Source organism: Bifidobacterium criceti (assembly GCF_002286935.1).
GTDB classification, from domain to species: domain Bacteria; phylum Actinomycetota; class Actinomycetes; order Actinomycetales; family Bifidobacteriaceae; genus Bifidobacterium; species Bifidobacterium criceti.
Genome location: NZ_MVOH01000003.1, coordinates 21441 through 41362, shown reverse-complemented (window position 1 = coordinate 41362; position 19922 = coordinate 21441). Strand labels below are relative to the sequence as shown.

General features: G+C 64.6%; 14 protein-coding genes and 1 pseudogene. 7 read left to right on the top strand and 8 right to left on the bottom strand.

Going from position 1 to position 19922, the window contains the following annotated elements:
• Positions 1 to 6: 6 nt before the first annotated feature.
• The 3 genes from B1526_RS01115 to B1526_RS01105 form a co-directional block, all read right to left on the bottom strand.
• Positions 7 to 810, bottom strand: coding sequence for a TetR/AcrR family transcriptional regulator (locus B1526_RS01115; RefSeq protein WP_095614299.1), 804 nt, complete (start codon positions 808 to 810; stop codon positions 7 to 9).
• Between the two features lie 60 nt (positions 811 to 870).
• Positions 871 to 1710, bottom strand: coding sequence for an alpha/beta hydrolase (locus B1526_RS01110; RefSeq protein ID WP_095614298.1), 840 nt, complete (start codon positions 1708 to 1710; stop codon positions 871 to 873).
• 113 nt (positions 1711 to 1823) lie between these two features.
• On the bottom strand, positions 1824 to 3371 hold the full coding sequence (locus tag B1526_RS01105; RefSeq protein WP_235606976.1) for a dolichyl-phosphate-mannose--protein mannosyltransferase: 1548 nt from the start codon (positions 3369 to 3371) through the stop codon (positions 1824 to 1826).
• 220 nt (positions 3372 to 3591) lie between these two features.
• On the opposite strand from B1526_RS01105, the gene rsmI reads away from it, so the two are divergent.
• Positions 3592 to 4533 (top strand): 16S rRNA (cytidine(1402)-2'-O)-methyltransferase, encoded by a 942-nt coding sequence (rsmI, locus tag B1526_RS01100; RefSeq protein WP_235606973.1) that lies wholly within the window; start codon positions 3592 to 3594, stop codon positions 4531 to 4533.
• 23 nt (positions 4534 to 4556) lie between these two features.
• On the opposite strand, the gene B1526_RS01095 is transcribed toward rsmI, so the two are convergent.
• Positions 4557 to 4904, bottom strand: a complete 348-nt coding sequence (locus tag B1526_RS01095) for a variant leucine-rich repeat-containing protein (RefSeq protein WP_235606972.1) — start codon at positions 4902 to 4904, stop codon at positions 4557 to 4559.
• A gap of 90 nt (positions 4905 to 4994) precedes the next feature.
• A complete protein-coding gene (locus B1526_RS01090) occupies positions 4995 to 5765 on the bottom strand; it encodes a hypothetical protein (RefSeq protein ID WP_095614297.1) in 771 nt (256 codons plus the stop codon).
• Positions 5766 to 6202: 437 nt separating this feature from the next.
• Here B1526_RS01090 and metG point away from each other — a divergent pair, with 437 nt between their 5' ends.
• On the top strand, positions 6203 to 8074 hold the full coding sequence (metG, locus tag B1526_RS01085) for a methionine--tRNA ligase (RefSeq protein WP_095614296.1): 1872 nt from the start codon (positions 6203 to 6205) through the stop codon (positions 8072 to 8074).
• Between the two features lie 656 nt (positions 8075 to 8730).
• Here the strand turns inward: metG and B1526_RS01080 are convergent.
• Positions 8731 to 9066: pseudogene (locus B1526_RS01080) on the bottom strand (ABC transporter transmembrane domain-containing protein); the annotation flags it as partial.
• A 500-nt stretch (positions 9067 to 9566) separates the two neighbouring features.
• Here B1526_RS01080 and B1526_RS01075 point away from each other — a divergent pair.
• The 5 genes from B1526_RS01075 (at position 9567) to B1526_RS01055 (ending at position 17133) form a co-directional block, all read left to right on the top strand.
• Positions 9567 to 11948 (top strand): glycoside hydrolase family 36 protein, encoded by a 2382-nt coding sequence (locus B1526_RS01075; RefSeq protein WP_095614295.1) that lies wholly within the window; start codon positions 9567 to 9569, stop codon positions 11946 to 11948.
• Between the two features lie 7 nt (positions 11949 to 11955).
• Positions 11956 to 12912, top strand: a complete 957-nt coding sequence (locus B1526_RS01070; RefSeq protein ID WP_095614294.1) for a TatD family hydrolase — start codon at positions 11956 to 11958, stop codon at positions 12910 to 12912.
• Positions 12913 to 13113: 201 nt separating this feature from the next.
• Positions 13114 to 15303 (top strand): KUP/HAK/KT family potassium transporter, encoded by a 2190-nt coding sequence (locus B1526_RS01065; RefSeq protein ID WP_095614293.1) that lies wholly within the window; start codon positions 13114 to 13116, stop codon positions 15301 to 15303.
• 148 nt (positions 15304 to 15451) lie between these two features.
• The gene (locus B1526_RS01060) at positions 15452 to 16333 is read left to right on the top strand and encodes a class II glutamine amidotransferase (RefSeq protein ID WP_095614292.1); all 882 of its coding nucleotides are present in this window, start codon (positions 15452 to 15454) and stop codon (positions 16331 to 16333) included.
• Between the two features lie 86 nt (positions 16334 to 16419).
• Positions 16420 to 17133: an HD domain-containing protein gene (locus tag B1526_RS01055; RefSeq protein WP_095614291.1), complete on the top strand. Its 714-nt coding sequence runs from the start codon at positions 16420 to 16422 to the stop codon at positions 17131 to 17133.
• A 186-nt stretch (positions 17134 to 17319) separates the two neighbouring features.
• On the opposite strand, the gene B1526_RS01050 is transcribed toward B1526_RS01055, so the two are convergent.
• Entirely contained in the window at positions 17320 to 18462 is a 1143-nt protein-coding gene (locus B1526_RS01050; RefSeq protein ID WP_095614290.1) for an ATP-binding cassette domain-containing protein, read from the bottom strand.
• Positions 18459 to 19883 (bottom strand): ABC transporter permease, encoded by a 1425-nt coding sequence (locus B1526_RS01045; RefSeq protein WP_095614289.1) that lies wholly within the window; start codon positions 19881 to 19883, stop codon positions 18459 to 18461. The genes B1526_RS01050 and B1526_RS01045 overlap by 4 nt, the downstream gene beginning before the upstream one ends.
• Between the last annotated feature and the right edge of the window lie 39 nt (positions 19884 to 19922).

Genomic DNA, 19922 nt, shown 5'->3' with positions numbered 1-19922 from the left:
TCGTGTTCAGCCAAGCCCCTGCAATGTGTGCGGCAGCAGGCGGCGTCCGTCTCCGACGGCGATTTCGCTGGGGTCGGCATACCCCTCCCATGTCGCGCGCGGGAAGATGACGTCACTGAAGCGCACCCACTCCTCGAGCAGGTCGATCGATGCGTCGCCGAGCCAGCGCGCCTGCAGCCCATCGATCGCCGACTGCGCGAGCGTATAGAGGTCGAAGAACCGTTCGTTGGTCATGCCGTGCGGCAGCAGCCAGTTCATCGAACCGACCATCTCCCACAGCCGCATATGGCGTCCGGTGAAGAACCGGTGCGCCGGATGGTCCGGATTGAGCGCCTCGCTGCCGAGCACACACGAGAGCTGGACCATCTCGGGGCGTTGCATGTTGTAGAGCACGGTGTTGAGGCAGTAGCGCGGATAGCAGTAGACGCGATGGCCGTCGCCGTCGACGGCCGATGCGCTCAACGCGGCGAATTCGTTCGCCTCGGTCGTGTCGTAGCCTTCTGCAAGCACCATGCGCAGCAGGTCCTCTTTTGAGTCGATGTAGTGGTAGAGCGCGGCCTCGGTGATGCCGATCTCGTCCGATATGTCCTGAAGCGACATCCCCCAGTAGCCTTTCACGGCGATGATCTTCGACGCGGCGCGCAGGATCTGCAGATGGCGCTCCTCCTGGCTCATGCGTTTGCGCTTGACGAACCGTTTGCCCGACGTCGTGTCACGCGCCGTGATCTCATGGGATGCGAGCGGCGGTTTGCGCGGCCCGCGCGCGGTGCCGTACTGGTCGAGGATCTGCTGCCATGCGGCGATTGCCATGATGGGTCCTTTGCATGGGCGCCGGTGCGCCGGTGAGGGGAGGGGCGGGAAACGGTGCCGTCACATTGTATCGTGTCCGCTTGTGCCGAAGGTGCGCGCAAGCCACGCGAGCGCGAGCCGAATCCACACGTCGACGCCGGGCTCGATGCCGTCGGTGCCGCCCCATGCGGTCTCGGCCGTCGCGAGCGACAGGCCATGTCCGCCGGTCGGGAACAGATGCGTCTCGATCGGCACATCCGCGGCCTTGCAGGCGGCGATGAGCAGCAGCGTGTTCTCGACCGGCACGCAGTCGTCCGGCACCGTGTGCCAGACGAAGACCGGCGGCGTCTTCGCGCCGATGTGCTCCTCGATCGAGACCTCGCGCATCATGTCGGGGTCGGCGTAACGCTCGCCGAGCAGTGCGCGGAAGCTGCCGTCGTGGCGGTGTTCGCCGGCGCTGATGACCGGGTAGGACAGCATCAGCGCGGCCGGTCGCAGCATGTCCGGATCGTAGCCGTGGGCGCGCATCACGTCGTCGGAGGCGCTCGTCGCGAAGTCAGCGGCGAGGTGACCGCCCGCGGAGAAGCCGATGACGGCGATGCGCGACGTGTCGATATGCCAATCGTCGGCGTGCTCGTGCATGCGGCGGACGGCTTCGGCGACTTCGAGGACGGACGTCGGATAGACGGATGGTCGGCATGAATAGTGCAATACGAACGCGTTGTAGTCCTCGGCGAGGAACTTGAGCGCGATCGGTTCGCCTTCGCGGTCCGTCGTCTGCCAATAGCCGCTGCCGGGCAGCACAAGGACGGCCGGACGTCGTCGGTCGGGGTCGATATCGGGGTAATTGTCGGGCATGTATCCGGCGAACCGCGCGTCGGAACCGTCGATACCGGTCAATGTCGTCTCAAAATACTGCATGTCGCCTCTTCGTCGAGTCATCGGAATCGTCGTGCAGTTCCGGATGACCGTGTACGACGGTCCTCTCGAACTGCTTCGTTCAATCAACATACTAACTATAGGCGTACGGCACGTCAGATCCACGAATCGAGCCACATATGGCTCAACCAGAATTCGTAGGGCACCGGCAGCGCCGTCCAGATCGGGTAGAAGAAGATCGAGACGAGCGTCGTCACGACGAGCACGCAGCACAATGTCGCATGCCACGGCGCCGGCGTGCAGGTCTCGCGAATCCAATCGAGCACATAACAGATCGCGAGGATGATCCACGGCAGCAGCACGATCGAATAGAACGTGAAGGTCGTACGGTGCAGATATTGCGCCCACGGCAGCCAGCCGGCGAGGAAGCCGGCGAGCACGGCCCAGATGCGCCAGTCGCCGTGCCTCCACAGCGCGATGCCGACCGCGACGACCGCGCACAGCGAACCAAGCCACCATATGATTGGATTGCCGAGCGACGTGACCGCCGAGACGCATTGCGAATGCGGTGCGAGCGAGCACATGCCAGGATGTCCGTCGAGCTTCTCCCAGTAGAAACTCGTCGGACGGATCTGCAACGGCCACGTGAGCGGATTCGCCTTGTAGTCGTGCGGCGCGTCGAGCGTCGTATGGAACTGCCACATCTCACGGTGGTATTCGACGAACGAGCGCAGCGTTGCGGGGAGCCACGTGACGCCTTCGCCCGGATGTTGGAGCGCCCAGTCGTGCATATAGGAATCCGGGTGGATGAACCAGCCGATCCATGTCGCGAGATAGCTCAGCGCATAGATCGGGACCATATACAGCGCGGTGAGCAGGCCCGTGCCGAGCCCCGCGTTGAGGAACCAGCGGGCGTAGCCGGCCTCATGGTACTGCCATGCGTCCCATAGGACGCTGATGACGCAGAACACGGCGAAGAAATACGTGCCCGACCATTTGACGCCCGTCGTCAACCCGAGGAGCACGGCGGCGCCGACGCGGTACCACGAGCACGCGATCTGCGGCGGCTTCGCGGTGGCTTCTTCCGCGCCGGCTGCCGCGAGCAGGCGTGCGCGCGCCCAGTCGCGGTGCATGACGAGCAGCATGAACGCGCCAAGCGCGAGCACCATGATGAAATTATCAAGCAGTCCGGTGCGACTCATGACGATGCCGACGCCGTCGATTGCCATCAGGAAACCGGCGCCGAGCGCGATCGGCATCGTGTGGAACAACCGCAGCGCGAGGCGGATGAGGATGACGATCGCGGCGACGCCGGCGACCGCCGTCGCGATGCGCCACGCATACACGTGCTGCGCGCCGCCGAACAGGTTGAGGCCCCACGCGATGAACCATTTGCCCATCGGCGGATGGACGACGTATTCGGCCGTGTCGAGCCATCCGTTGACATCGCCGTCGGCGAACGGAATGTTCGGGCTCACGCTCTTGCCGCTATAGGTGACGCTTTCCGGCCAGTTGCGCGGCTCGCCCGTGTTGAGCATCGTCCACGCGTCCTTGACGTAATAGGTTTCGTCGAAGACGACGGCGCGCGGCTCACCGAGGCGGATGATGCGCAACAATGCGCCGAAGAGTGCGACGATGAACGTCCACCCCCATGAGACAAGCGGCGGCAGCGGCGGTGCGGGCGTGTAACTGGCGCGGCCCATCGCGCTGTGTACGCCGCCGGCACGGCGTTCGTGTCTGGGTTGCGTCATCGCGAGCATCGCGTGTGCGAATCGCATGGGACCTCCCGAAGTCGAAGTGGACATCGTTCGCGCGTCCCACGCTACCCGACGTCGTGTATGGCGTTCTGTATGCGCACATGCGCGCGGCATATGCGCATTGGGGGACGCGCGCGGCATACTTGAGGGCATGACACAACGACGGGTGGAAGATACAGCAGAAGAAGACGGCGGCGTGGATGTGCACATCGGTGGGGCGGGCCTTGACGTGCACGTTCCACGTGGAACGGTCGTGCTTGCGGCGACGCCGATCGGGAACTCGGCGGACGCGTCGGCGCGGCTCATCGCGCTCCTCGAACGCGCGAACATCGTCGCCGCCGAAGACACGCGCAGGCTCTACGCGCTCGCGAACCGCCTCGGTGTGCATGTGGGCGGCCGCGTCGTCGCGAACCACGACCACAACGAACGCGGCAAGGCGGATCAACTCCTCGACGATGTCGCCGCCGGCGCGACCGTCCTCGTCGTATCCGACGCGGGCATGCCGACGATCAACGACCCAGGACTCGCGATCGTACGCCGCGCGATCGAACGCGGACTGCCGGTGACATGCGCGCCCGGGCCGTCCGCGGTCCTCGATGCGCTCGCGCTCTCCGGATTGCCGACCGACCGCTTCTGCTATGAGGGATTCCTGCCGAGACGCCATGCCGAACGCATGCAGCATCTGCGCGCGCTCAAAGGTGAACGCCGCACGATTGTGTTCTACGAGACGCTCCACCGCATCGCCGAATCGATCGCCGACCTTGAGGAGGCGTTCGGTCCCGACCGTCCGATGGCGCTGTGCCGCGAACTGACGAAGGACTACGAACAGATCCGCCGTGGCGCAATCGGTGAGATCCGCGCAAGCGTCGCCGATGATCCGCCGCGCGGCGAAATGGTCCTCGTCATCGGCGGCGCGAGCGGCGCGGACGTGCCCGAAACGGCCGCGTTGGGCGTCGACGAACTCGCCGACCTCGCGTTGCGCTACGCCGACGACCACAACGTTCGTATCAAGGACGCGATCGCGCATGTCGTCGCCGACCATCCGGGCGCGGACGGCGCGCTCGCGAACAAGAAACTCGTGTACGCGGCTGTGCTCGCGAAACGCTGAACGGTGGCGTACGTGTCGCCCTGTCACGTGCGCGTATGTTCGAGCGAATCGAACAGCATCTGCAATGTCTCGCGCACGCCGGGGCCGCCTTGTTGTGAGATGTATTCGAGCAGATTCGCGTCGGCCGCGCGGTTGGCGACGACCCATTTGCGCAGATGCGGCGCGTGGCGCGCGATATGCCACAGAATCTCGGTCGGCGTATCGGGGTCGCTCGCGACGGTCGGCGTGAGCCTGACCGGCGGTTCCGGCGGCGTGAGCGGTTCCGCCGATGGTTCGCTTCCGGCGTACGCGATCGTCTGTGTCGACTCAAGACGGTCGCACAACGCGCGCGCCGCACGCTTCGCCCGTCCACGTCGGTTGGCGAAAGACATGTCATTCCCCTTCCTTTTCCCTTTGATAGAGGGTGATATTGGATACTGTATATCGGTATGTCGGTTTCGATGTCGATATGCCGGGGCCGGTCACGCGATGCACGAGAAGTCGGCGATCACTTCGCGCGCCCGCTGCGCCGTGTGCAGATACGAGCAGCCTTCGAGGATGAGCAGGCAATCCTGCACATCGACGCGGAACTGCCGTAGCAACTGGAGGATCCGTTCGTCGAGCGACTCGTCGTAGATCTCGTCCTGTGTGCACATCGCGAGGTCGCATACCGTGCGCTCGGGCGTCGTGACGATGAGGGGGCCGATCTGTTTCGTCTGGTTCGGTGGCACGCGGCGCTCGCGCACATGGATCGGACGCCCGAGGATCGGCGCGCGGTAGTGAATCGCCGAGAGCGCATCGATGACGCTCGGGAAATCGCCGCCAAGCCATACCCATGCCGCGGTGCGTCCGCATGCGACGAGGCGTCGGTTCGGCAGCACCGACGCGACGATCGCCGCGCGCCCGTAGAGCGTTTCGCCGTCGGCGCGCAGGAACGCGTGGTCGTCGTCGAGCGCGATGAGGATGCCGGAGACGGTGAGCGTGCGTAGTGCGAACGGTCCGGGAAGGTTGTCGTGTGTGTAGATGACCGTCTTTGTCATGGTGCGGGCATCACCGACGTCGACGCGCGCCGGCGGTGGTCCGTCACTCGTGAGCCATGCGGCGTTGCGCGTGTCGATGCTGACGATGGGCCGCGCGTCACGCGTCCCGCTGTGTGCGTCGCACGTTCCGCCGTGCGCGCCGTTGTTCGACGTCGGCTGCCACAGCGGCAGCGTCGGTTGGTATGCGTGTGTCCGTCGCTCGCGAACGGTCATCGATCGTGCCCCCTTCATCGTGGGTTCGGTTTGTTGTGCGGTCGTATTTGTTGTGTGCTCAGTGTGTTGGGTGGTCGGATCCGTCGTGCGCCGTGCTCGGCGTGTGGCACGAGCGTAGGGGTGTGTGCGTCCGCTTGGCAACGTTCGGAAAAAGTCATGTGGATTTGTGGATAAGTACGAATGTGCACCCACAGGATGTGGATGGTGTGTGGATTGTGCGGTGATGGTATCCACGGTGGATGTGGAAGGGCGGTACATATATTCTATTCACGTATCCACTGGGTGACCACGACGTATCCACATGATGTTGTGTGCACATCTGTGTGGATATTGATGCCGATATCGATGCCGACGCATATCCACACAACCGAAAACGATCGGCGGCGGTGTCGAAAACAACGGACGGCAGTGTCCGCGCTCGGCCGGATAATCGGCGCATGACTCATATCATCGTGAATGTCGCTTGGCCGTATGCGAACGGCCCCCGTCATATCGGCCACGTCGCGGGCTTCGGCGTGCCCTCGGACGTCTACGCGCGCTACCAGCGCATGAAAGGCAACGATGTGCTCATGGTCTCCGGAACGGACGAGCACGGAACGCCGATCCTCGTCGAAGCGGACAAGGAAGGCGTCACGCCGCAGGAACTCGCGGACCGCTACAACCGCGTCATCGCGAGCGACCTGTGCAACCTCGGCCTGAGCTACGACCTGTTCACGCGAACGACGACGAAGAACCACGAGCTCGTCGTGCAGGAACTGTTCCGCCAGTGCCTCAAGAACGGCTACATCTACAAAGGCACGCAGAAGGTCGCGATCTCACCGTCGACGGGACGTACGCTGCCGGACCGTTACATCGAAGGCGAATGCCCGATCTGCCATGCACCGGGCGCACGCGGCGACCAGTGCGACAACTGCGGCAACGAACTCGACCCGGACGAGCTCATCGACCCGGTCTCGAAGATCAACGGCGAAACGCCGATCTTCCAAGAGAGCGAACACTACTTCCTCGACCTGCCCGCGCTCGCCGACGCGAACCTCGCATGGCTCAAGACGCGTCAAGGATGGCGTACGAATGTCCTCAACTTCTCGATCGGCCTGTTCCGCGAAGTCAAGCCGCGCGCGATCACGCGCGACATCGACTGGGGCATCCCGATCCCGGTCCCCGGCTGGATCGACAACCCGAACAAGCGTCTGTACGTGTGGTTCGACGCCGTCATCGGCTACCTGTCCGCATCGATCGAATGGGCGCGCCGCTCGGGCGACCCCGAGGCGTGGCGCCAATGGTGGAACGACCCCGCGACGCCCGGCTACTATTTCATGGGCAAGGACAACATCACGTTCCATTCGCAGATCTGGCCGTCCGAGATGATCGCGTACAACGGCGCCGGCTCGAAGGGCGGCGAACCCGGACAGCTCGGTCCGCTCAACCTGCCCGAGCAGGTCGTCGCGTCCGAGTTCATGACGATGGAAGGCAAGAAGTTCTCGTCGTCGCGCGGCATCGTCATCTATGTCAAGGACATCCTCGAACGGTACCCGGTGGACGCCGTCCGCTACTACATCTCGGTCGCGGGACCGGAGAACTCCGACTCCGACTTCACATGGTCCGAATTCGTCCGCCACAACAACGAGGAACTCGCGGCGTCGTGGGGCAACCTCGTCAACCGTGTCGCGAACCTCATCGCGAAGAACTTCGGTGAAGTGCCGCCAATCGCCGAAGACAAGATGACCGACGAGGACCGTGCGCTCCTCAACGAATCCGCGGCCGCGTTCGACACGGTCGGTTCGCTCATCGAAACGCACCGCCAGAAGAACGCGCTCAACGAAGCGATGCGCCTCGTCGGCGACATCAACAAATACATCTCCGCGACCGAACCGTGGAAGATCAAGGACGATGCCGACCGTCTCGGCACCGTGCTGCACGTCGCCGCGCAGGCGGTTCTCGACGCGAACCATCTGCTCGCGCCGTTCCTGCCGCACGCGTCGCAGAAAGTGTGGGAGGCGCTTGGCGGCACCGGCACATTCTCGCCGCTGCCGCACATCGAGGAAGTCACCGACCTTGACGATCCGTCGTTCCACTATCCGATCATCACCGGCGACTATGTGCTCGGGGAGAACCTGCGCCCGTGGAAGAGCGAACCGATCGAAGTCGGCGCGAACGTCGCGAAACCGACGCCGATCTTCGCGAAGATCCCGACCGAAGCGGTCGACGAGGAACTCGCGCGCTTCGAAAGCGCGCTCAACGCGCGCCGCGAAGCCGAAGCGCAGCGTCTCGCCGCGGAACAGGCGAAGCTCGCCGGAGACGACCGGTGAGGAACGCGTAAGCGCGCGGTAGTCGTATCCGACCGCCGTATCCGTCGCGCGGTGCCGCAATCTGCGGTGTCGTACGACGGAACGGCGGTCGTTTGCGTCGTGCGGTATCGCGGTTGTGCGGTCGCGCGACGATAGGGCGGGGAACAGTGGTCTGCGGCGTCAGGAGACCGCGGCCCGGAGGCGGCGGTATCCTGTTTTGCTGCCGGCGAAGCACCGTGCGTAGCGGATGTGCGCGGCCGACGTCGCGCGCATCCGCGACGATGTCCGACGATGTCCGACGATGTCCGTAGGGGGTCGCACAATCGTTGGAATTACGGGCGAATACTGCGATCGGACCGTCGTCGGACGTCGTGACGACGACGATTGCGGACGCCGCCGCCCACGCCGCCCACAACGGTCGAACATAGGTTTTCAGGAAATTTTCAGAAAACAATAGCGTCATACACAGCTACGGGCGTTTATAGTAATCATGTCAGCGATACACATGAGATCGATGACGAGGTTCCCTCCCAAGAACCCCATAACTGAACCCTTCTTCTCTCTTCTCTCTATGAAATGCCGGCGGCCTTCTCTCCGCCGGCTTTTTCTTTGCGTTGCACACCGCGCACACCCACACGTACACACCCACATCACTCGACCGTGATCAGACGGTGCGCGATGAGTTGGAGCGAGCATCCGAGGCCGTCGAGACATGGCATGTACCGGCGCGTGTTGCGCGCCATGTCCATGTTGCGTTCCATATAACCCTCGTTGCGTCCGTCGAATTTCCGTGTCTCATAATCCTCGCGGACGAATGCCTTGACGACGCGGTGGCCTTCGATGTTCTCCTCGACCATCGAGTTCATCGACGCGAGCAGATGGCGGATGGCGTCGGTGTCGGATGTCATGCGGCTCATGATGCCGCCGGCCGCGCGTGGCAGGCCCGGTTTGCAATAGGCCATGAGCCAGCGGAGGTTGCCGGCGTTGTTGTTGCGGTGCGGGTCGACGTACATCGTGGGTGTCCAGAGCTCCTGTGCGCTGTGGATCGTCGGTGTCCTGTTGTCGTCGGTATTGGGGTCGGGGCCGGCGTGACGCACCCAGCTTAGAGGTACATGTCGTCGATTCGTCCGTCGCGCGCGTATCGTCGGCGCATACGGGGCTGTCCCAATATATGGACTCAATATATGGACGCTGTTGTTCCGTGCATCGTGGCCGCGCGGAACATCGTGCGCCCAAGTGCACACCGCCGCTGCGCGGCTCGCGAAGTATGCGTGCGCAAGGCGGACGGAAACGGTTCGCCGCAGGGCACAGCGCATGCACTCGTGCATAATGGGAGGGAGAGGATGGAGACAGGCCTCGGCGGATGCACGTCATCGTGGGTCCGCGGCGGCTCGCGATGTGTCCAGCGCTCATGTCCACCGAGGTCCCGTTGGCATGAGATGGCGCGTAGGCGGTCGTGGGCGATGATGATGCGGACGCGCCGCGATGCGTCCGGAGAGGAAAGGAAGCGGCGATGAGTGGCGTAGTGGAGCGGATGCTTGGGGGAGCGGCACGCATTGCGGGCCGCGTGATCCCTGACGCATCGGGCCGTTTCGTATGGGGTAACGGCGTGGTGTCGATGGTGTTCGAGGCGTCCGTGGACGCCCCGGTGCGCCTTGTCGGATTGTCCGGCCGTGGCATGCGCACCGCCGACGTGAACATCCCCGGCGAACCTGATGCGCAGCCGATCGTGGAACTGCGGTCGTCGATTGATGGCGGTGGTGACAACCGCCTGCAGCTCGCGGCGTCCGCGGCGGGGCTCAAACTGCGGTTCGTCGAGGCGTTCCTCATTGCGCCGCCGATGGACGAAAGCATGGGGAGCGGCCCGAATGCGAAGCCGATGGATGGGCTTGCGATCGTGCAACGCGACCCCGAAGGCGACGGGCCGGACGTCATCTCGGTCTTCAAGACACGCACGGGCCTGAGCGCCGTGCGTACATATACGATCCTGCACAGCGACGAGGAGTACCCGGTCGAGGCGGTCTCGTCGATGAACGTGACGCTCCCGCTCGCCGCGGCACGCCTCGATGACGCGCAGACCTTCGTCTATTCGGGCGAAAACTCTTGGGATCTGGAGAACGCGTGGCGCTGCGACCCGCTGCGTGCGACGCCGCTGCGCGACCGTGACCAGCGCGTCAACCCGGGCATGTCGTCGGCGCGGTTCGCGCGCAGCTCGTCGTCGACATGGTCGACGGGCGAATACCAGCCTGCGGGCATCATCGAAGGCTTCAGCGAGGACACCTCGACGCGCCCGTTCTCGTTCATGTGGCAGATCGAGCACAACGGCGCATGGGCATGGGAGATCGGCGAGGACGACCCCGGCATCCGCGTGAGCGCGTATGGGCCCGAATACCGCGACCACCAGTGGTTCACGATGCTCGGCGACGGCAACGATTTCGTCTCGGTGCCGGTCTCGTTCGTGATATGCGCGGGCGACTGGCAGCGCGCCGTCGCCGAGATGACGGTCCACAGGCGTGCGTTGCGGCGCCACCATGCGGCGATTCAGGGCCGTTCCGACGTCTTCGACGAGACGTTGCTCACCGTCGTCTACAACGATTACATGAACACGTTGTGGGGCGACCCGACGATTGACAAGGAACTGCCGCTCGTCGAAGGCGCGTCGAAGGTCGGCGCCGACGTCTTCTGCATCGACGCCGGCTGGTACGACGACGGGGACGGCGGCTGGTGGGACATGGTCGGCGAATGGGAGCCGTCCGCCGACCGTTTCGGCACGATGCGCCTCGCGGGCCTCATCCACGACATCCAGGCGCACGGCATGACCGCGGGCCTGTGGCTCGAACCCGAAGTCATCGGCGTGCGCTCGCCGCTCGCGAAGAGCCTGCCGGACAGCGCGTTCTTCTGCCGCCATGGCCGGCGCATCGCCGACCAGGGCCGATACCATCTCGATTTCCGTTCGGCCGCCGCGCGCGAGCATGCGACGGCGACCGTCGACCGCCTCATCGAGGAATTCGGCGTCGGCTATTTCAAATTCGACTACAACACGATGCCGGGCGTCGGCACCGATGTGGGCGCCGATTCGGTCGGCGAAGGCCTCCTCGAGCACTGCCGCGCCGTGCAGGACTGGATCGACGACATCCGCCGCCGCCATCCCGGCGTCATCATCGAGAATTGCGGGTCCGGCGCGATGCGTGCCGACTACGCGATGCTCGGCCGCCTCGACCTGCAGTCGACATCGGATCAGGCCGATCCGCTCGTCTACGCGGCGATCGCCGCGGGCGCCGCGATGACGATCCTGCCCGAACAACAGGGCAACTGGGGCTACGCACAGGAGGAGATGGACGACGAGCAGGCCGTTTTCACGTTGACGGCCGGCATCCTCGGCCGCCTCTACCTGTCCGGGTTCATCAACCGCATGAACCCGTCGAGGCTCGCGCTCGTCAAGGACGCCGTCACCCTGCACCGCGCCGTGCTTGACGAGCAGGGGCACGTCATGCCCTGGTGGCCCGACGACCTGCCGTCGTTCAACGGACCGTGGCTCGCTTACGGCCTGCGGCACGACGAGCGGATCTCCGAAGCGCTCTTCCCCGACGTCGCGCATATCATCGGTGAGCAGGGACACCGTGAATTCCTCGCCGTCTGGCGTCGCGGCGGCGTCAATTCGATGTATCTGCACCTCGGCGAAGGCGCGCATATCACGCAGGTCTTCCCCGACCCCGCGCACCCCGACCATGCGCCGCATGCGCAACCCTGGTCGATCGAACATGTCGACCCGGAAACGGTGCGCTTCACCGTCGCGAACGACGACGTGCCGTCGTCGCGCATCTTCGCGGTCACCTATGATGCGGGCGACGAAGCAGGCACCCACGCCGACGAACCAAAGACGACGGAGGCGTGAGGACGGCATGAGCAAGAAACACCGCGACCGCAACTGGGCGCCCGCGCCCCCCGCGCTCCCCGAAGGCGCGCACGTCATCGACAACCATACGCACGTCGCGTCGGTCGTGCCGTTCTCCGAGGCGATGAGCCACGAGGCACAACAGAAAGGGCAGGCGCCCGTGCCCGTCTACAGCGTCGACGAACTGCTGCGGCAGGCGCAGGACGCCGGCGTCGAAGGTGTCATCGACTGTGGCTGCGAACTGCCGCACCTGATGACGGCGATCGACATGGCGCGCGAATACCCCGGCACCGTGCACGCGGCGATCGCGATCCATCCGAACGAATCCGTCCTCCACGGCCACCGCGGCGCACCCGGCCCCGACGGCCTGCCTGTGCGCTACAAGCCATGGCACGACGTGAGCTTCGACGACGCGATCGCCGAAGTCCACAGGATCGCGACGGCCTACCCGAACCACGTCGTCGCGATCGGCGAGACCGGCATGGACCTGTTCAGGACCGGCGAAAGCGCGAAGGAACTGCAACGGGAGGCGTTCCGCGCGCATATCGCGCTCGCAAAGGAGCTCGACCTGCCGATGCAGATTCATGACCGCGACGCGCACAAGGACGTCATCGAGACGCTCCTCGCCGACGGCGCGCCGCGCAGGACCGTGTTCCACAGCTATTCCGGCGACGCCGAGATGGCCGAGATCGCGCGCGAGCACGGCTGGTATCTGTCGCTTTCGGGCACGTCAAGCTACAAAGGCAACGACGGCATCCGCGAGTCGGCACGCATCGTCGGCCTCGACCATGTCATGGTCGAGACGGATGCGCCGTATCTGACGCCGATGCCGTATCGCGGACGGACGAACGCGCCGTATATGATTCCATACACATTGCAGTCGCTTGCCCAATATCTTGACATGCCGGTCGAGGACGTCGCAAAAGCGACGCGCGCGACGACGCGCGACGTGTATGGGGTCTGAACGCGTTGTGTTGATTGGGTTTTGTGGACATATTGTGATGTTCTGAACGCGAATTGATGCATCAAGGAGTATCCTCGACCATTGTTCGCGGCGAATATGCTGTACGCAAAGTATGACCGTGTCGGGCCATGGGAGGCATTAGCGTTCCCTAGTGCCGTATTTAAGGGTGGGGATTGGCCCCGCTGTTGAAAGGACATCGTGATGGCTCAACGGCCTGATGACGAACAAGATCCGTTACTCGTGCAGACCGGGCAATACACCCGCGCCCCCAAGGTTTCACATGAGGTACTCACCAAGCAGGAGCGCGAAGAGCTGCTCAAGGAACGCGCCGTCAAACAGCAGGCGGCACAGCGGCTCAACCAGCCATGCGCGGGCGGACCGGTGGGACGGTGGTGGCGCAAGCTGCAATCGGGGCCGGACAAGGTCACGCTCGCCATGTCGATCGTGGCGCTCGGCGTGGTGTATGGGGACATCGGCACCTCGCCGCTCTATACCATGCAGACCTTCCTCGCCGGCCAAGGCGGCGTGACCCATGCGGACGAGACCGCCGTGATCGGCATGTTGTCGCTCGTGTTCTGGACGATGACGCTGATCACGACGATTGAGTACGTGGTCATCTGCATGCGCGTGGACAACAAGGGCGAAGGCGGCATCTTCGCGCTGTACACGCTGCTGCGCCGCTACGGCGGCTGGCTCATCGTGCCCGCCATGATCGGCGGCGCCGCGTTCCTTGCCGATTCCGTACTCACACCGGCCATGTCGATCAGCTCGGCGGTCGAAGGCCTGCAGACCCTTCCCGCGTTGCAGGGCGTGTTCGCCTCCAACCCGAACCTCATGCTCATCATCACCCTCGTGATCATCGTGGCCGTGTTCGCCGTGCAGTCGCGTGGCACCGAGCGCATCGGCAAGGTGTTCGGCACCGCCGTGCTCATCTGGTTCCTGTTCATCGCGATCACCGGCGCCATGAGCATGGCGCACAACCTCGAGGTGCTGCGCGCGCTCAACCCCGTCCATGGCGTGCAGTTCCTGCTCAGCGGCGACAACCATGCCGGCCTTGCACTGATGGGCACCGTGTTCCTGTCGATCACCGGCGCCGAAGCGCTGTATTCGGACATGGGCCATGTGGGCCGCGGCAACATCTACGCCACATGGCCGTTCATCAACCTTGCGCTCGTGCTGTCGTACTTCGGGCAGGGCGCGTGGATCATCCGCACGCTCGAGGACCCGGCGTATGTGCAGGAAGGCGGATCGCCGAACCCCTTCTTCGCCATGCTGTCCCCGGAATTGCGCTATGTGGCGGTCGTGCTCTCGGTCATAGCCGGTGTGATCGCCTCGCAGGCGCTGATCTCCGGCGCATTCACGATCGTCTCCGAGGCCACGCGCCTCAACTGGATGCCGCATCTGCAGGTTCGCTACCCGGCGCGCACACGCGGCCAGCTGTACATCCCCACCGTCAATGTCGTGGTGTGCGTGGCCACGGTGGCGGTGCTGCTGATCTTCCGCAATTCGGAGCACATCGCGGCCGCCTACGGCCTCGCGCTCACCGTGACGATGGTCATGACGTCGATCCTCGTCACCGTGTACCTGTGGCACAAGCGCATGCGTGCGGCCTCCGTAGTGTTCGCCGTGGTGTTCCCCACGATCATGCTCCTGTTCTTCGTGGCCTCGATGGCGAAGTTCATGCACGGCGGCTGGTTCACCGCGCTGCTCACGATTGCGATCCTGACCGTGATGGTCACTTGGAACGAGGGCACGAAGCTCGAACGCGCCCAGCGGCGCCACATGCAGCTCAACGACTGCCTGCCTGTGCTGCAGCGGCTGCATGAGGACGCCACGATTCCGTATTATTCCGACAACATCGTGTACCTGACCTCGGATCAGGACATGAAACGCATGGAGACCGACGTGTTCTTCTCGATCTTCGCCAACCACCCCAAGCGCGCGCGCGCGTGGTGGGTCGTGTCGGTCGAGACGACCGACGACCCGTTCACGCGTGAATACACGGTGGAGGATTACGGCACGGACTACCTGTTCCGCGTGCGCATCCGTCTCGGGTTCAAGGTCTCGCAGTCAATCCCCGCATACCTGCACCAGATCATGCATGACCTGCTGCGTGCCGGCGACCTGCCCCAGCAGACGACCCGCTACCCGAAGGTCGACGCCGACCCGAAGATTGGCCCGATCAAGTACGTGCTCATCCACAAGGCCCTCATGCCGGAATCCAAGGTCTCGGCGAAGGGGGCGTGGGCCCTGCGCATCAAGTACGCGATCCGCCATGTGGCCGGCTCGCCGGTCAAGTGGTTCGGCCTGGCGCCCTACAACCCGGTCACCGAAGTGCAGCCGCTCTTCCTGTCGACGGTGCGTCCCCCGCGCCTCAAGCGGATGATGTGACCTGTGGAACGGCCGTCCGTCGCGCTCTGCGCGCGGTCGGCCGTTTCCGCATGGCCCCAATGGTTTTGCACGCGCTACAACTACAACCGATAGCGGAAAATGCGAGACACGCGCGCGGTGGCAACGTGAAGACGATACAGTATCCCTCATGTGCAGATTGCTTGGATACGCCACGAACGATGTCAATGCGAGCCTCCATGAGGTCCTTGGCATGCGCGCGTGCGCCGCGTTCCGCGATCTGAGCGTCATCCACAACGATGGATGGGGCGCCGCGCTCATCACCGAGCCAGCATCGGCGGCACATGTGACCGACGGCGGCGCGCCATCCCCGGAAACGGGATCCGCACTCTACCGCAATACGATCGCCGCGCACTACGACCCGATCTTCGACGACCTCGCGAACATCGGCGCACGCGGCGCATTGTTCCATCTGCGGCTCGCGAGCTCAAACCTGCCGCTCATCCTCGAGAACCAGCACCCGTTCTTCGCGAACGGCCTGAGCTTCATCCACAACGGCGACATCTCCGACGCGCACGGCCGCAACATCACGGCGAACCGTTCATATCCGATCGACCACAGCCTCGTGCAGGCGACGGGCGGCCGCTCCGATTCCGCGATCTACTTCGCGACCGTGCTCCAATACCTCGGCGTCGGCTACGAACTCGAAGAGGCGCTCGCGCAGGCCGTGGGCGAACTGCGCGCCGCATACCCGGACAGCAGCTACAACTGCATGGTCCAGAGCAAGGACACGTTCATCGCGTTGCGCGCCGAAAGCGGCAAGCCGACGCGCCAAGGCGTCGTCGACGTCTACGCGCGCCACGGACGCGCCGACGAAGCCGCCGACTACAGCGTGCTGCGTTACCGCGAGCTCGGTGGCACCGCGGGAAGCGACGGGCGCGCATTGCGCGGCGTGCTCGTGTCGAGCTCCGGCTACGCGCAGCCGGAATCGGAAGGATGGCGCGAACTCGGCAACAACCGGATGATCGTCGCATCGAACCGCACCGGCGACTACCGCATCCGTTCAATCTGAACGGATGCGGTAGTCGCCGCCTTCACCTGCCGGGATAATGCGCCACACGCGCGCCATGCGCGTGCCGTGGGCGTTACGATGGCGGTATGACAGGAACGATTCCGACACTCGAACAAATCGACGAACTACATAGCAAGATCGCGCCCTCACCAGTCGCATATGACCTCATCCACACCCACTGCGTCGTCGTCGCCGACATCACACGCAGACTCGCGCACCGGCAGAACGCGCTCTTCATGCGGCGCTGCACACTGCCCGACCGCGATGGCGAACAAATCGACGTGCCCGCGACGGACGGCGTCGAAGGCGGCCTCGTGCCGCCGCGCGCAATCGACGTCGACCTCGCCGTGCGCGGCGCGATGGTGCACGACATCGGCACGTATCTTGTGCTCCGTGAGAACGGTGCGGACGGCGGGCCGCTCAAATTCGGCGACAACTACATCGAACACGGACTCCTCGGCTACCGTCTGCTCCTCGACGAGGGCATCGACGAATCGATCGCGCAGTTCGCACGCAACCACACGGGTGTCGGGCTCACGCGTGAGGCCGTCGTGCGCCAGCATCTGCCGCTGCCGCCCGACGACTACGTCCCCGTCAACCTTGAGCAGGAAATCGTCATGGTCGCCGACAAATACAACAGCAAGTCGGTGCCGCCGCGCTTCCTGACGGCCGCGACCTACGCGCGCAAAGCGGCGCGCTTCGGCGAAGGCAACCGCGAGGAATGGCTCGGCCTCGTGCGCAAATACGGTGAGCCGCCCGTCGCCGCGCTCGCCGAGCACTACCACGAGAAACTGACGTGAGCAGACGGCGGCGCTGAGCGTCTGACGTCGTGCGGTGCCACATACTGCGGTGTCGCACGACGGAACGGCGCGCTCAGCGTCGCGCGGTGCCCAATGTGCGCGATGGCACGTCGGAATTGGGGTACTTAGCGTCGCGCGGTGCCGACGCGTGCGGTATCGCGCGACGCTAAGGAGAGGAGGAGCTCATCAGCGCACGTCGATGACGTCGTCGAAGCACGACGCGACGTCCGGATCGGCGGTGACGACGATGACGGTGCGCGTTTTCGTATCGGTCTTGACTTGCGCGCGCAGCAGATCAAGGATCGTCCGCGCATCGTCGTCGTTGAGCGCGGCCGTCGGTTCGTCGGCGACGATGATGTCCGGATCGGTCGCGACCGCGCGCGCGACGGCGACGCGCGCCGCGTCGACGGCGTCGAGGTCGCGCACAAGCGTACGCGAGCGGTCGGCGGATGCGACGGCCGCGTTGTCCTCGACGCGCGCGGCCGCGTCGTGCGTATCGTCATCGGTCGTGCCGAAGCCGACGGCGCGCAACAGGTCCTGCGCGACGACGGGGATCGGTTTGAGGAAATTGCGTCCCGACGCGTCCATCGTATAGATGAGGTTGGCGGCGGCGCTCAGGTCGCCGCGCAACGGCGCGACGGCGAGGATCGCACCGATGCGGTGGCCGCGCAGTTCGAGCGGCGTGAGGTCGGTGAATGGTGTCGTCTTCGTGAGGACACGTCCGCTTTTCGGCGCGAGGAAGCCCGTCAGCAACGCGACGAGCGTGTTGTGGCGGCGGTCGTCGTCACCGTCGACGAGGATCGCGACGGCGGTGCCCGCTTCGCAGCGCAACGTCAGACCGTCCCAGATATGTTCGCCGGTCTTCCTGTCGTCGACGGTGACGTGGTCGCACGCGAGCATCGGATACGAGCGGAACACGGCGTCGTCTGCGTCGTGCACACCGTGGCGGATGCTGCGGTCGAGTGTCGAGGAGAGCGTCGTCGCGTCGTCGGTTGCGTCGTCGGCGCCGTTCGCGTTGCCGGTGCCGCTTTCGTTGCCGATATCGTCATCGTCCGTTGTGGACATGTCGAGGTCGGCGGCGAGTTCGCCCACGGCGTCGGCGGTGGTGTTGTCGTCGGCGGTGGCGTCCGCACCATCCGCACCATCCGCGACGCGCGCGTCATCGTCGATGCCGGCGATCGCGCCGACGTCCGCGTCGTCATCGCCGTAATCGATCGTGTACGCGATCGTCTCCGGGGCGTCGTCGTGCATGTCCGCGGTGTTGCGCGCGTCCGCGCCGGCCATATCATCCACGTCGTCCGCGGTGTGCTTCGTCTTGTCGTCACTCATGCCTGCTCCTTGTCCGTCGTATCGTTCGCATCCGTTGTGTCCGCAGTCGTGCCCGTATCCGTTGGGTCTGCAACCGCATCCGTCGTGTCGGCGGTCGTATCGTGCGCGTCGTATGCGGCGTACGGTGACGCGAACAGTTGCGCGATCGGGAACGCGGCGACGCGGATGCCGGCGATCGCGGCGAGCACAAGGCAGCTGACGGCGCTTGTCCAGATGAGGTTCCATATGAGGCGGCCGTCGGGGGTGAACAGGTGTCCGTCGACGAAGTTGCCGGCGAGTGGATTCGCGGTGAAGCAGCCGATGACGAGTCCGAGCGCGGCGCCGAACAGCGTCGGCCACAGGATCTCGTTCATGAACTGCCATGCGAGGCGGCCTTTCGTGACACCCACCTGGAGCGCGAAACCGATCTCCTCACGTCGCGGCAGCGCGGCGAGGAGCGTGAGCGCGAGCAGGAGCGCGCCGCCGATCGACCACAACAGGATGAGCGTGAGGCGCATCGTCGACGCGAGTGCGTCGAGCGGTCTGAGCGAACGTTCGTACCGTTCGATCGTCGGGGAGGACAGATGGTAGCCGCTTGGGATTGTGACGTCGTTGACGGCCGCTTTGAACGCGTCGTACTGCCGCACCGTGTCGAACAGGAACACGACGTCGACGTCGGGACGCCGCCAACCGGACGCGTCGAGTGGGTCGAGTTCGTCGCTCGCGAACGCATAGTACGTCGTGTAGAGCACGTTGTCGCGCATGTATTTCGCGAACGGCGCGGCGGCGTCGCCGTCCTTGTCCGTGTATGCGTAGAGTCCGCACACGTTGTACGTGTACGTCGTCTTCGCGTCCTTCGCATTGCCGAGCGTGACCTTGTCGCCGACTTTGATGCCGTTTTTGTCCGCGAGCGCTTTCGATATGATGACGTCGTGCCGTGTGACGTCCTCGTATCCGAGGCCTTCGCCGTCGACGATCCTGTAGTCGCCGTAGGTGTTCGCTTCGACGGCCTGCGCGTTGAGGAACGACGTGAGTGTGAAATCGCCGCCTGTCTCGTCCGCGCCGACGTCCGCGTTCGCGGCGCCGCTGACAGGTGTGAGGTCGCCGCCGCGCACCGGCACCGAGTCGACGAGGGTGTATCTGAATTGCGCGTTTTTCTCGTTCGCCGCCGTGCCGATGACGTTGTAGTCGTTCCACGTCATGTAGTTTTTCGTCGAGTCGGCGTTGTCGCCTTGTTCCTGCATCGCGTTCACGTCGCGTGGCGTGAACGTCGCGATTGGCTTGAGTTGGTCGTATCCCGCGCCGTGCGCGTGGTTGTACTCGTGCAGCACGGCTGTGCCGAAGACCGACCAGAGCGCGACGACGAGGCTGACGACGACGGTCAGCACGGTCCTCCACGGGTGGCGGCGCAAGGCGGACCATGCGTTCTTCGCAACGAACATCCGTTGTCTCCCATTGATTGTTCCCGATGTGCGCGTGCC